Here is a 12173-nt window from a genome sequence, read left to right as displayed (position 1 = left end):
CCTCAGTTGAGGATGCCGACAGTACGCATGGCGGCCTCGACGTTGGCGCAGGTCTCCTGTGTCGGCCGAACCAGCGGCAGGCGCACGTCACCGTCACCCCACCCGAGAAGGCTGGCACCGTGCTTCACGGGTCCGGGGCTGGTCTCACTGAACAGCACCTCGTGCAACGGCATCAGCTTGTCCTGGATTTCGCGGGCACGCTCGTGATCGCCGGACTGCCACGCCGTATGCATTTCCGAGCAGAGCGCCGGCGCAAGATTAGCCGTCACGGAGATACAGCCGTGGCCGCCCATGCCCAGCAGGCCGAGTACCGCCGCGTCCTCGCCCGAGAGCTGGACGAAGTCCTTGCCGCAGTGGTGCCGCTGCTTCGAGACGCGGTCGGCAGCCGCTGTCGATTCCTTGCAGCCCACAATGTTGGGCAGTTCGGCGATGCGCTGCATGGTCTTCGGCGAGATATCAACGCCCGTACGGCCCGGGATGTTGTAGACGATCACCGGGATGTCGACGGCATCGTTGACCGCCTTGAAGTGCTGGTAGAGCCCTTCCTGGGTCGGCTTGTTGTAGTAGCCGGTCACGATGAGCGCGGCGTCGGCCCCGGCATCCTTGGCGTTCCTGGTCAGCATGATGCACTCGTCGGTCGAGTTCGAACCCGTTCCTGCGACGACAGGAACACGCCCCGCTGCGGCCTCAATGCACAGCTGAACGACGCGCATGTCCTCGTCGTGACTCATGGTCGGGGACTCACCGGTCGTTCCCATCGGAACAAGTCCATGGGTGCCCAGTTCGACCTGCCAGTTCACGAAGTCCTGGTAGCCTTTCTCGTCGATCTTTCCATCACGAAGCAGTGTGATGAGCGCAACGAACGATCCCCTCAACCTTTCGGTTGTCATGGCTCCAAATCCCTGTGTGGCGAACAGCCGCGGACCATAGTCTCACACTCGTTTGCGGGCAAGCGAACCTCGCAAGTTCAGGCGAGTCGCGATAGGTTCTGCGCTCCGATTGATCAGGAACCTCCATGACCGCCCCGTATCCCACGATTGCTGACATCGGGGCCGCGGCCCGCCGGATCGCCAGTCGCGCGCTCCGGACGCCGCTGCTCGAGTCGCCACTGTTGAACGAGACCCTTGGCGGACGCTTGCTCGTGAAGCCCGAATGCCTGCAGGTGACAGGTTCGTTCAAGTTCCGCGGCGCCTTCAACAAGATCAGCCAGATGGACGAGGAGCGCCGCACGAGAGGCGTGATCGCCTTCTCTTCCGGGAACCACGCCCAGGGTGTCGCCGCCGCTGCGCACATGTCGGGGGCACCGGCGGTGATCGTAATGCCCGAGGATGCACCGGCCATCAAGATCGAGAACACGCGGGCATGGGGTGCCGAGATCGTCACCTATCCCCGTCACGACGCGGATCGGGAGGTGATCGCCGCGGAGATCGCCGAGGAGCGCGGTCTCTACCTCGTGAAACCCTACGACGACAATGACATCATCGCCGGCCAGGGCACGACCGGCCTCGAGATCGCCCAGCAGTGCGACGAAATGGGCATCGTGCCAGACGCCGTCACCGTCTGTTGCGGTGGCGGCGGACTGAGCGCGGGATGCGCCATTGTGCTGAAGGCAGAGTTCCCGATCTGCGATGTCCACACGGTCGAACCGGAGGGCTGGGACGACACGGCGCGCTCGCTTGAGGGCGGAGAGCGCGTGCGCATCGTCGATTCGCCACCCTCGCTGTGCGATGCCCTTCTCGCGCCGACCCCCGGTGAGCAGACCTTCGCGATCAACAAGACCCATGTGACATCGGGCCTCGTGGTGTCCGAGAACGACGTGATCGATGCCATGGCCGCGGCCAACCGGTTTTTCAAGCTGGTTGCCGAGCCCGGCGGTGCCGTAGCGCTTGCAAGCGTGCTGAGCGGCAAGCTCGAGGTACGTCAGCGCACGGTCGTCGCCGTGATCTCCGGCGGCAATGTCGATGTCGCGCTCTACGCCGAGCTGCTCGCGAGAGCCTCGTGACCGATGATCATACCGTCCGGCTGGCGCTCCGCACGTTCAGCTATGAGCAGTACTTTCTGCACAAGCCGGGCTTTGACGCGCACGCCTTCCTGGCGCTCGCCACCGATTTCGGCATGGCAGGGGTGCACATCAGTCTGAACGGGTTCAACTACCGCTGCCCCGGCGGAACCGAACCCGCGCATCGCCGAGTAAGGTCTGATGCTGCTGTTCGAAAACCATGAGAACTTCATCGGTGCAGAGGTTGCCGGGATTCTCGATGCGGTCGGTCATGCCTCCGTGGGCGCGCTCTACGACTTCGGCAACTCGATGAATCTTGCCGAGGAGCCGATGGAAGTGGCCCGCGCCATAGCGCCCATGTCCGATCGGCCCATCTCAAGGACCATGCCATGGTGCGCGATAACGAAGATGGCCCGATGATCGCGGGCGTGCCCAACGGCACCGGCCGGATCGACATTCCGGCGATCCTCGATTTCCTGATCGACAAGACCGAGCTGGAGCGGATCTGCGTCGAGTGCAGCCACGGCCACTGCTCAAACGTTTTGTGTCACCCCGAGCGGATCGAAGCCACCACGGGACCGACCTTTGAGATCGTCGAACCACCCTATGACCCCGCGGCCTTGTTTGCGCTGGAACATGCTGCGGTGGCGCGTTCAGTCGCGCGCACACGCCTCGTGCTTCACCAGCTCGGCTTCTCGCTGGTGCTCAACGGCCGTGGCGGCGTCTACCAGCGCAGCGCAACCGAACTTGCCTTCGCCGACCGTCATCTCTAGATGGCCACAATCTCAACGGACTGATTCAATTCATGACAGTTCTTGTCACCGGTGTGGCCGGGTTCATCGGCTCCCACGTCTCCCATGCGCTGCTCGACCGCGGCGAGGACGTGCTGGGTTTCGACAACGTCAATGACTACTACGACGTGAAACTGAAAGAGGAGCGGCTGCGCCGACTCGAACTGCGCGACGGCTTCCGTTTCCTGCGCGCCAACCTTGAGGACAAGGACGCGGTGGTCGGACTGACCCAGTCCGAGTCCGGCATTGACCGAATCATCCATCTCGCGGCACAGGCCGGTGTACGGCATTCGTTGGCCGATCCGCACACCTACACGGCGTCCAACATCGAAGGTCAGCTCAACATCCTGGAGCTCGCCCGTGCCCTGCCCGGCTTCAAACACCTGGTCTATGCGAGCTCATCGTCGGTTTACGGCGGCAACGACACGATTCCCTTCTCCGTCGACGACCGGGTCGACCGGCCCGTCTCGCTTTATGCCGCGACCAAGCGCGCAGGCGAACTGATGGGCTACTGCTACAGCCACCTCTACGCCATCCCGTCGACCGGGCTGCGCTTCTTCACGGTCTACGGTCCCTGGGGACGACCCGACATGTCGGCCTACATCTTCACCAAGGCCATCTTCGAGGGGAAACCGATCCGCATCTTCAACAACGGCGACATGCGGCGCGATTTCACCTTCATCGACGACATTGTCGCGGGCGTGATCGCCGCGCTCGATCGCACGGCCCGGGGCACACCGCCACACGTGGTCTACAACCTCGGCAATCACAAGAGCGAACCCCTGGTGCGGTTCATTTCACTCCTGGAGGCTGCGACCGGCCGCGAGGCGATCAAGGAGCTCGCGCCGATGCAGCCCGGCGACGTCAAGGAGACCTGCGCCGACATTGAGGCATCGCAGCGCGATCTCGGCTTCGAACCCAAAACCTCGATCGATGAAGGCCTGCCGCGGTTCGTCGAGTGGTTCCGCAACCACCACGGCTACAACTGAGTCAGTCCCCGGAGCCCGGCCAGAGACTGTCGGAACGATCCATCAGCCGATAAGCGGATGAGCCCGAAATACTCGTGCAGAGTATTAGAGTATAGGGGTCAGGCCACGCAGGTTGCCGTCGAGGCCCGGGCGAGCCGAAACCACCGTCGGTCGAGCGGTCGTCGACGTGATGAGGCACAACATCCCAGCCCGTCTTGCGAAAGGTTCCGACGCTGCGCGGCATATGCCAGGCCGATGTGATCAGCAGCCAGACCTCGCCCGGTTGGGGCGCAAGCTGGGTGTTGGTCAGAACCGCATTGTCGAATGTATTGCCCGCCTGATCCTCGAAGATCACGGCGGACGGATCGAAGCCCACGGATTCGAACACCAGGCGGACGACATTGGCCTCGGTGAAGCCGTCGAGTCCGTTGCCGCCGAGCCACGAACCCCATTGCCGAGTTTCCCGGTACAACGCCATGACCCAGCCACCGACCAGAACAAGCAGCAGCACGTGATCGGGCTGAGTTAAGCGTCCAGACAAGGCTCGAAAGACTTCCTGTCAGGCCTTTTGCTATGGCGGAGGAACCTTTGTAAAGTCCGCGCCCCGAGAATGGCGCGAACCGGCATCGCCATGACCCAGCACAGTCCCATCATCCCGGTGATCCTGTCCGGCGGTGCCGGCACACGGCTCTGGCCCCTGTCGCGCCGGGCCTATCCGAAGCAGCTGCTGCCGCTGATCGGCGAACGCTCGCTGTTGCAGGAGACCGCTCTGCGTTTCGCGGGCGATGACCGCTTCGCACCTCCCATTATCGTCTGCAACGAAGACCATCGCTTCGCGATAGCCGAGCAGCTTCGCGAGGTCGGCATCACCGCATCCGCCATCATGCTGGAGCCGGAGGCGCGCAACACGGCACCCGCCATTGCTGCCGCGGCCGCACTCGCCGGCGACAAAAATCTTGTCATCGCCGTCCCGTCGGATGGCCATATCGGCGATGCCAAGGCATATCGTGCGTCGATCGCCGCGGCCGCCGATGTCGCTCGCGACGACTGGATCGTCACCTTCGGCGTCGAGCCATCGCGCCCCGAGACCGGCTACGGCTACATCGAAGAGAGCACCGACGAACTCGGTCCCGGCATCAAGCGCATCGCGCGGTTCCACGAGAAGCCCGATGCCGAGCGCGCCAGGGCCTATGTCGATCACGGGAGTTTTCTCTGGAATCCCAGCCTCTTTCTCTTTCGGGCCGGCTTCCTGCTGGACGAACTCGACCGGACGACACAGGGGATCGCCGGCCCCGTTCGCGAGGCGGTCGCCAGAGGCCGCCGCGACCTCGATTTCCTGCGCCTTGATCGCGATGCCTTCGGCGCCGCGCCATCGATTTCGATCGACTATGGCCTGATGGAAAAGACGACGCGTGCCGCAACATCACGCCTCGGAACAACGTGGAGCGATGTCGGGTCGTGGCAAGAGCTCTGGAACCAGGCCGAACACGATGCCGACGACAACGCCATCAAAGGCGACGTTGTGGTCCATGACAGCCGTGGCAGCTACATCCGGAGCGACGGGCCGCTGGTCGCTACCCTGGGGCTCGAGGAACAGATCGTCGTTGCGACCAAGGACACCGTGTTGGTCGCACCGCGTTCACGCTCCCAGGAGATCAAGACCCTGGTCGAGGGGATTGCCGCGGCCGGCCGGGCCGAACACGACACCCACGCCCGGGTCTATCGTCCGTGGGGCTACCATGAAGGAATCGACGCCTCGCCGGGTTTCCAGGTCAAGCGCATCATGGTGAAGCCGGGCGAGCGTCTCTCGCTGCAGAAGCACGCACACCGGTCGGAGCACTGGATCATCGTCAGCGGCCGCGCCCACATCACGATCGACGACAACACGTTCGACCTCGCCGCCAACCAGTCGACCTACATACCGATCGGCTCGGTTCACCGCCTTGAGAACCGAGAAGACGAGCCGTTGATGATGATCGAGGTGCAGTGCGGCGACTATCTGAGCGAAGGTGACATTATCCGTCTGGACGACGACTACAACCGATCCTAGGACCCGATTCCGAGCGACCACCAGATCGCAAGTTCGCGCGCGAAGACCTCGGGCGGCGACTGATCGCCCTCTCCGTCCCGCACCAGGGCGACCCAGGTGACCGAGAGACCGTCGGGTGTCAGTCGCGCCGCCGCGAGAGACCCGGCTTCGATGTGCGGCTCCACCGCCCAGCAGGCCAGCGTACTGACGCCGAGCCGCGCCTTGACCATCTCGACAATCGCATCGACCAGTTCAACGCGCCGGAACCGGCGCGGTTCGACGTCGGCCGGCCGCCAGAAGCGATCCATCTCGTGATCGGGCAGCGTGTGGAAGCTGTAGGTCAGGATCTCGTCGTCGATCAGATCCCCCGGTTCGACCCAGACACGATCCGCCAGGGGATGGTCGGGCGCCATGACGGCCAGGAGTTCATCCTCGAACAGCGGGACGGACTTGAGGCCCGACGGAAACGGGATCTTCGACATCATGGCGACGTCGATCGTGCGCTCCTGCAGGGCGACGATCGGCTCGCGTGCCGCGTTGGCGACGATATCGACCTGATAGTCGGGGTGACGCTTGCCGAACCAGGCCAGGAATTCCGGCAGCCAGTGGAAGCTGGTGTAGGTGCCGATCGCGAAGCGGACGACGAAGCGCACGCCCTCGGCCAGCGACACGGCGTGATGCTCGATCTCCTCCATCTCCTGGAGCAGCCGTTCACCCGCCTCGGCCAGAAGTTCACCGGCCGGTGTCAGGCGAAGAGAGCGACCCATCCGGGTGAAGAGTGTGATGTCGAGGCGCCGTTCGGCCTCGCGAATCCGGTGGCTCAGGGCCGAAGCGGTCACGCCGAGATCAAGTGCGGCATCGGCCGCACTGCCTGTGCGCCGAATGGCAGCAATCATCTGGAGATGGTGGATGTCAAGGCGCGGTCGCATCATCAGACCTGAACAGAATTCAAGCCATCATGGCGAGGCGTGCAGAGAACTCAAGCATCGGATCGGACTGGATGTTTTGCTGCCCGTCCCGATATCATCGTCACAGCCTTTCAGGAGAGACCATGGCCGACATCGCTATCCGCGGCCTTCACCACGCCGCCTACCGCTGCTGCGACTCCGAAGAGACACGCGCGTTCTACGAAGACTTCCTCGGCCTCAAGCTGGCCAACGCCTTCGAGATCAAGACGACGATCACCGGGCGTGAGAACGCCGGTGTCCTGCATAGCTTCTACGAGATGGGTGACGGCTCGTTCCTCGCCTTCTTCGAAGCACCGAAGGATGCCTTCGACTTCAAGGACCAGAACGACTTCGATCTCCACATCGCGCTCGAGGTCGACATGGCGACGCTGCATTCCATGTTCGAGAAGGGCAAGGCCGCCGGGATCGAAACCCGCGGCATCTCCGACCACGGCTTCATCCACTCGATCTACTTCCGCGATCCCAACGGCTATGTCGTGGAGCTGACCTCGAAGGTTGGCGATGGGGGCGAGATCGACTATGGCAAGGCGCGCTCGGCGCTCGACGACTGGCAACAGAGCAAGCCGGCTTCAGCTGCCTGACGGGTCGTCAACGGCCGATCCATGACGGATGACCTTGCCGCCGGCGGCGAAGCTTTCATAGCGTGCCAGGTCGTCAACAACCTCGAACCAGGGAATGCGCTCCGGATAGAACGTGTGGCCAGCCGGAGTGTCTCGGGATCGTCGAAGGTGCTGACATGGGCGGCGCAGATCTGTCCTTTGTTGCCGAAGTCGAGCCCCATGTAAGCGACGATCCGCATTCGGGGCAGAAGCCGCACCCGACGCCGAGTGACGATTCTAAAGATCTTGCGTTCGATACCTTCGAACAGCACCTGCTTGGCCTTGAGGACAGCAAACGTCACCATGAGGGCCGTGTGGGCACGGCAACTGTGGTAGTGGCAATTGAGCACGAGGTCGGGACCGATAGTCGTCTCAAAACGCATTGCGCCGCACATGCACCGCCCGTTTCGCACCTGTGACGGTGCAGCTATGACAAGCTCCGCAGTCTGGATTGATCGTGCGGATACCGCGCGGGACGTTCGTCACCGCTACTGCGGCGTCCAGCCCGCGAAGGTGGGCGGTGCAGAACACGCCGGAACCCGGTGCCACCTTCCCGTGCGGCGAAATCGTCGCCGATCGCACACCGCAGAGGTCATGGCCGAACAAGGTTTCGATGCGGTGCGCAACACGAATGGCGAGCTGATGTCATTGCTCAAAGCCAAAATCAGCCAAGAACTCGGTTTGGATGAGGTCATCAAGGCCTCTTCCGGCCACACATCTACCTCGACGACGACATGATCAATACTGCCGGTGCCGACCGCCGCGCAATCGATCAGCACATCGCTCACTCGCTCATGATACGTCCGAGCATCTCAATGGCGATGCCGACGGTACCCCTGCCCAAGCAGGAGAGCAACTTCCTTGAGGCGCCGATCCGCAACAGCTACCACCCTGCCCGTTCGGGCGACATCCACGTCGTCCAATCGCCCTATTCCTTCCTGATGGACGAAGGCCCGATCACGGTGATGCATGGCTCACCATGGCGCTACGACACGCACGTGCCGATCATCTCCGCAGGCCCGGGCATTGAGCCGACGAGCGTCAGCCGCAAGGTCGGCACGATCGACATCGCTCCGACTTGTTGCCCGACGGGTCCATCATGGCCAAGAGTGCCGCGATCCTGCTGCATCTGGCCGACGCGCATTCGGACGCGGGCCTGGCTCTTCGGAGCGTGCACAGGTGAACCACTGGCTTCTGTTCGCCGCGACCAATCTCTACGAGGGCGAGCTGAGGCGTGGTTGCTTTGATCGCTACTCGTCCGATCTGTCCCGCGCGAGCGGCATGCTTGCCGCTGCGACGAACTACTGCCGACGGCACTCGCAACGCAATCAACCCAGCGCGTACCGAAGCTTGCAATCTCTTCGGAAGAGCCGTCTGGCGACACTCTCAGGAAGCGGCCGTCATCGCCCCCAATGAGCACGGCGTTTGAGTCGGACTCGGCGGCCAGACACAATACCGTGCCGCGATGCGCCTTCACAATCGCTGGCGGCTCATCCGGGCGAAAGAAGCGAACGAGACCGTCCGTCTTCACGAGGTCGGTCTTGTTCAGCAAGACGATGTCGGCGAAGGCAATCTGCTCTTCGGCTTCGTGGTGTTCGCCCAGTATGGAGGTGACCGTTGCAGTTCGATCAGATCTGAGCGTGGACTATAGAACTGCGCGCAGGACGTAGCCACGCTCAGTTGCGGTGTCAGCACTACTCTGTCGCCATGGTGCCCGGGCACCATGGCGACAGAGATGCAGCGACAACGACCGAAGGTCCCGGACCAATTGTTTCGAAAAGCCCACGAGTGAGTTGTGGCGGAGAGGAAGGGATTCGAACCCTCGATGGGCTTTTGACCCATACTCCCTTAGCAGGGGAGCGCCTTCGACCACTCGGCCACCTCTCCGCCGCCGGTTCTAGGTGCATAGCTCCGGCGCGTCAACGCAGGAGAATGAATCCGTGCAGAGTTCAGTACGGACCTTTGAGCACGTCGGTAAACATCGCGAACGCAGCGCCAACATCCTCGTCCGCGACGTTGAGCGGGAAGCCCGGTTTGACGGAATCACCTCTGGTGCCGACATTGACGATCAGGCCGCGTTCCAAGCCCCGGTTCAGGCCTACACCACGACATGCCGTGATGTGCACCCCGACGAACGCTGCCGCAGGCGCTCAAGACAGTCCAGGCAACACACCCGAGCCCTGCCGAACGTTAGACGAGATTGTCGCGCTCGATGATCTCAAGCGTGAGGAGATCCGAGCGGGCCAGCGGCGGGTTCTTCTCGTGGATGAAGTAGACGAAGTAAGACGAAGTCGAGCCCGGGCGCACTGTCGAGCGATCCTGCTGCAATCACCGCAGCCGCCGAAAGTGCAATGCCACCAAGCATCTTGCCGACGACCGTGATGTCGAGCCTCCCCCCAACGAGGTCGCTTGCAAACAAGACCCCTTCAGTCTGATGAGTATATGGTCTGATTTAGATCTTCACTGACTTCAAATTCACCAACCGATATGTAAACCTTACGGAACACACAGTCAATAGACTAAGCGCCTATATCAAAGAGGTAAAATCCAGCTGTTCTCCAGACGACGACCACAGTTTTAACTTTCAAACACAATCGCACGATAAGCACAGAACCAATTGATGCCATTAACTCAATTTGGCATCGGGCAGGTGCCGAAGCGTTTCGTAGAATGCCGAAAAATCACGGTCACCTGCTATTTCTGAGAACTCGGTGAACGCGTGAGCGGCCTCGGCGCCAAATGGGGTGGCTTGACCACAAGCAGCGGCGGCTGATTGTGCAAGGCGCAAGTCTTTGGCCATGAGGCTCACAGCAAAACCGGGAGCAAAGTCGTTTGACGCTGGGGCGTCAGCCACAATTCCGGGGATCGGGCAGCGATTTTCCAACGTCCAGCTTTGCGCAGCGGCACCGACACACAAGGTATAGAATTTACCCAAGTCCAGCCCGAGGGCGTCAGCAAGGGCAAAGCCCTCCATGACGGCCATAGCGGTGATGCCACAAATCATATTGTGAGACGTCTTGGCGGCCTGCCCTGCACCCACCACCGTGCCGAAATGCGTAATCTGGGAACCCATCACCTGCAGGAGCGGGCGCGCCTGTTCGAGCGCCTCTAGGGACCCTCCGACCATAAAGCTGAGACTACCGGTTTCGGCACCGGCAGGACCTCCGGAAACCGGGGCATCCAGCATTGCCAAGCCAAGCGTGTCAGCGAATTCAGCAAGACCCCGTGCGGTCACAACATCTATGGTCGAGCAGTCAATGATCAGCGTACCCGGTCGGACGCCTGGTCGAATCACATCTTCATGGACATCGGACACGTGATGTCCCTCGGGCAACATGGTCACAACAACTTCCGCGCCTGCCACGGCATCGACGGACGGAGCGACCGCACCTTCGATAGCCGCCCGCGTTTCAGGATCGATATCCATTCCTATGACGTCGTGCCCGGCGCGGCGCAAAGTCTCTGCCATCGGCCGTCCCATTGTTCCAAGTCCGATAAAGGCGATTACCGTCATTGCTTCATCATTCCCTGTTCACCGCATCAACACAGTGGGCAGCCAGGTTGCCAGCTCCGGCGCGGCCGCCAACAACGCGATCATCGCCGACATTGCGCCGACAAAGGGCAATGCTCCGATCATCACGTCGGTCATCGGCCCGCGCCCACGGACACCCTGCACCACATATAGGTTCAGCCCGATCGGAGCCGTGATCAACGCAGTTTCGATCAGGATCATCATGACGATACCGTACCAAACGGGGTCGAATCCCAAGCTGAACATCAAGGGCGCGATAATCGGGATGGTCGTGATCATCATCGAGAGCGTTTCCATGAAACAGCCCAGGATCAGATAGAAAACCACTACGACCAACAACATCTGCATCGACGTCAGACCAAGGCCAGTGACGTATTCATTCAACCGCGCCGTCAGGCCGATGCCCGACAGGATCATGTTCAGAATGTAGGCGGCAATGATTATCAGGATGATCATCGCGGTCGTAACAACTGTGCCTTCCAGCGCCTCGTTCAGCATCTTCCAGTTCAGCCTGCGCCGCCCGACCGCAATGATCAACGCGGCAACTACGCCCAATGCGGCGGCTTCGGTCGGGGTTGCAAATCCCGCGTAGATCGAACCGATCACAACGATGAAAACCAGTATCGGAGGAATAACGCCCAATGTGCCGTGGAAACGCTCGGCCAGCGTGTATTGCGCGCGGTGGCCTGCCGTGTCCGGACTTAAAACGGCGATAAAAATGATCACCAGCATGAACAGCGCAGCAAGGATCAGGCCGGGGGCAATGCCCGCCAAATACAACTGAGGCACCGATGTGTTGGTCAGAATACCGTAGATGATCAGGTTCACGGATGGCGGGATCAGAATTCCCAACGTTCCGCCCGCTGCAAGCGTACCCAGAAATAGCCGTGGGCCATACCCATGCCGGTCGATCTGCGGCACGGCGACAGTCCCAATTGTTGCGGCAGTTGCAACAGACGATCCAGAGGTTGCCGAAAACAGGGCGCAGGCCCCGATGTTGGCGTGCATCACACCACCGGGCAGCCAGCCCAGCCATTTGGCCAGCGCATCATACATCGCATCTGCCACACCTGATCGCAGCATGATCTCTCCCAACAACACAAAGAGCGGGATCGCCATCAGCAAAAATCCAGAAGAGGCCGTCCATGCAACTTCTCCCGCCGCCTTGTAGAGGGGAAGAAAGCCAAACGTGCGGTCAAGAATGATACCCATCACGCCCAGAGCGGCTGCGATGTGCAGGCTTGCGGCGATCAGAACGACCAGCAGGATCAAAGCCGTCAGAAGCAA

General features: G+C 61.6%; 15 protein-coding genes, 1 tRNA gene and 1 pseudogene. 10 read left to right on the top strand and 7 right to left on the bottom strand.

From position 1 onward, the window contains the following. Positions 1 to 2 precede the first annotated feature (2 nt). Positions 3 to 890: a 4-hydroxy-tetrahydrodipicolinate synthase gene (locus GDA49_13885; protein ID MBC6441462.1), complete on the bottom strand. Its 888-nt coding sequence runs from the start codon at positions 888 to 890 to the stop codon at positions 3 to 5. 125 nt (positions 891 to 1015) lie between these two features. Here GDA49_13885 and GDA49_13880 point away from each other — a divergent pair, with 125 nt between their 5' ends. From GDA49_13880 to GDA49_13860, 5 genes are read left to right on the top strand one after another with little or no spacing between them, the layout of a single operon-like run. Next, entirely contained in the window at positions 1016 to 2002 is a 987-nt protein-coding gene (locus GDA49_13880) for a threonine/serine dehydratase (GenBank protein MBC6441461.1), read from the top strand. Then, positions 1999 to 2223, top strand: coding sequence for a hypothetical protein (locus GDA49_13875; GenBank protein ID MBC6441460.1), 225 nt, complete (start codon positions 1999 to 2001; stop codon positions 2221 to 2223). Before GDA49_13880 ends, GDA49_13875 begins: the two co-directional genes overlap by 4 nt. Next, complete coding sequence (locus GDA49_13870; GenBank protein ID MBC6441459.1) at positions 2201 to 2419, top strand: hypothetical protein; 219 nt, start codon at positions 2201 to 2203, stop codon at positions 2417 to 2419. The genes GDA49_13875 and GDA49_13870 overlap by 23 nt, the downstream gene beginning before the upstream one ends. After that, positions 2389 to 2772 carry a hypothetical protein gene (locus GDA49_13865; protein ID MBC6441458.1) on the top strand — a complete coding sequence of 128 codons (384 nt, stop codon included), beginning with the start codon at positions 2389 to 2391 and terminating at the stop codon, positions 2770 to 2772. Before GDA49_13870 ends, GDA49_13865 begins: the two co-directional genes overlap by 31 nt. Positions 2773 to 2804: 32 nt before the next feature. After that, positions 2805 to 3779, top strand: a complete 975-nt coding sequence (locus GDA49_13860) for an NAD-dependent epimerase/dehydratase family protein (protein ID MBC6441457.1) — start codon at positions 2805 to 2807, stop codon at positions 3777 to 3779. Between the two features lies 1 nt (position 3780). Here GDA49_13860 and GDA49_13855 read toward each other — a convergent pair whose 3' ends face one another. Beyond that, positions 3781 to 4299: a YdcF family protein gene (locus tag GDA49_13855; protein MBC6441456.1), complete on the bottom strand. Its 519-nt coding sequence runs from the start codon at positions 4297 to 4299 to the stop codon at positions 3781 to 3783. 90 nt (positions 4300 to 4389) lie between these two features. On the opposite strand from GDA49_13855, the gene GDA49_13850 reads away from it, so the two are divergent. Next, positions 4390 to 5808, top strand: a complete 1419-nt coding sequence (locus GDA49_13850) for a mannose-1-phosphate guanylyltransferase/mannose-6-phosphate isomerase (GenBank protein MBC6441455.1) — start codon at positions 4390 to 4392, stop codon at positions 5806 to 5808. Here the strand turns inward: GDA49_13850 and GDA49_13845 are convergent. Then, positions 5805 to 6719, bottom strand: a complete 915-nt coding sequence (locus GDA49_13845) for a LysR family transcriptional regulator (GenBank protein ID MBC6441454.1) — start codon at positions 6717 to 6719, stop codon at positions 5805 to 5807. The genes GDA49_13850 and GDA49_13845 overlap by 4 nt on opposite strands. Positions 6720 to 6838: 119 nt before the next feature. Here GDA49_13845 and GDA49_13840 point away from each other — a divergent pair, with 119 nt between their 5' ends. The 4 genes from GDA49_13840 to GDA49_13825 all read left to right on the top strand — a co-directional run bounded on the left by GDA49_13840 (position 6839) and on the right by GDA49_13825 (position 8601). After that, positions 6839 to 7336, top strand: a complete 498-nt coding sequence (locus GDA49_13840) for a VOC family protein (protein ID MBC6441453.1) — start codon at positions 6839 to 6841, stop codon at positions 7334 to 7336. 155 nt (positions 7337 to 7491) lie between these two features. Further along, entirely contained in the window at positions 7492 to 7773 is a 282-nt protein-coding gene (locus GDA49_13835) for a hypothetical protein (protein MBC6441452.1), read from the top strand. 175 nt (positions 7774 to 7948) lie between these two features. Continuing rightward, positions 7949 to 8092: a hypothetical protein gene (locus GDA49_13830; GenBank protein ID MBC6441451.1), complete on the top strand. Its 144-nt coding sequence runs from the start codon at positions 7949 to 7951 to the stop codon at positions 8090 to 8092. Beyond that, positions 8089 to 8601, top strand: a complete 513-nt coding sequence (locus GDA49_13825; GenBank protein MBC6441450.1) for a hypothetical protein — start codon at positions 8089 to 8091, stop codon at positions 8599 to 8601. The genes GDA49_13830 and GDA49_13825 overlap by 4 nt, the downstream gene beginning before the upstream one ends. Positions 8602 to 8867: 266 nt before the next feature. Here GDA49_13825 and GDA49_13820 read toward each other — a convergent pair. The 4 genes and pseudogenes from GDA49_13820 to GDA49_13805 form a co-directional block, all read right to left on the bottom strand. After that, a pseudogene (locus GDA49_13820) lies at positions 8868 to 8957 on the bottom strand (hypothetical protein). A 193-nt stretch (positions 8958 to 9150) separates the two neighbouring features. Next, positions 9151 to 9241 (bottom strand) — tRNA-Ser (locus GDA49_13815). Positions 9242 to 9980: 739 nt separating this feature from the next. Next, complete coding sequence (locus tag GDA49_13810; protein ID MBC6441449.1) at positions 9981 to 10868, bottom strand: NAD-binding protein; 888 nt, start codon at positions 10866 to 10868, stop codon at positions 9981 to 9983. 18 nt (positions 10869 to 10886) lie between these two features. Then, positions 10887 to 12173 carry a TRAP transporter large permease gene (locus tag GDA49_13805; GenBank protein MBC6441448.1) on the bottom strand — a complete coding sequence of 429 codons (1287 nt, stop codon included), beginning with the start codon at positions 12171 to 12173 and terminating at the stop codon, positions 10887 to 10889.

The organism is Rhodospirillales bacterium, assembly GCA_014323865.1.
Lineage (GTDB): Bacteria > Pseudomonadota > Alphaproteobacteria > SP197 > SP197 > SP197.
Note: the sequence above shows the minus strand (reverse complement) of the source record. Positions and strands in the feature narration are given on the sequence as shown.

Bases quoted from the DNA above. Each gene is read 5' to 3' on its own strand.
- GDA49_13885 (MBC6441462.1), bottom strand. From the start codon at position 890: ATGACAACCGAAAGGTTGAGGGGATCGTTCGTTGCGCTCATCACACTG.
- GDA49_13880 (MBC6441461.1), top strand. From the start codon at position 1,016: ATGACCGCCCCGTATCCCACGATTGCTGACATCGGGGCCGCGGCCCGC.
- GDA49_13870 (MBC6441459.1), top strand. From the start codon at position 2,201: ATGCTGCTGTTCGAAAACCATGAGAACTTCATCGGTGCAGAGGTTGCC.
- GDA49_13865 (MBC6441458.1), top strand. From the start codon at position 2,389: ATGGTGCGCGATAACGAAGATGGCCCGATGATCGCGGGCGTGCCCAAC.
- GDA49_13860 (MBC6441457.1), top strand. From the start codon at position 2,805: ATGACAGTTCTTGTCACCGGTGTGGCCGGGTTCATCGGCTCCCACGTC.
- GDA49_13850 (MBC6441455.1), top strand. From the start codon at position 4,390: ATGACCCAGCACAGTCCCATCATCCCGGTGATCCTGTCCGGCGGTGCC.
- GDA49_13845 (MBC6441454.1), bottom strand. From the start codon at position 6,719: ATGATGCGACCGCGCCTTGACATCCACCATCTCCAGATGATTGCTGCC.
- GDA49_13840 (MBC6441453.1), top strand. From the start codon at position 6,839: ATGGCCGACATCGCTATCCGCGGCCTTCACCACGCCGCCTACCGCTGC.
- GDA49_13835 (MBC6441452.1), top strand. From the start codon at position 7,492: ATGGGCGGCGCAGATCTGTCCTTTGTTGCCGAAGTCGAGCCCCATGTA.
- GDA49_13830 (MBC6441451.1), top strand. From the start codon at position 7,949: ATGGCCGAACAAGGTTTCGATGCGGTGCGCAACACGAATGGCGAGCTG.
- GDA49_13825 (MBC6441450.1), top strand. From the start codon at position 8,089: ATGATCAATACTGCCGGTGCCGACCGCCGCGCAATCGATCAGCACATC.
- GDA49_13810 (MBC6441449.1), bottom strand. From the start codon at position 10,868: ATGACGGTAATCGCCTTTATCGGACTTGGAACAATGGGACGGCCGATG.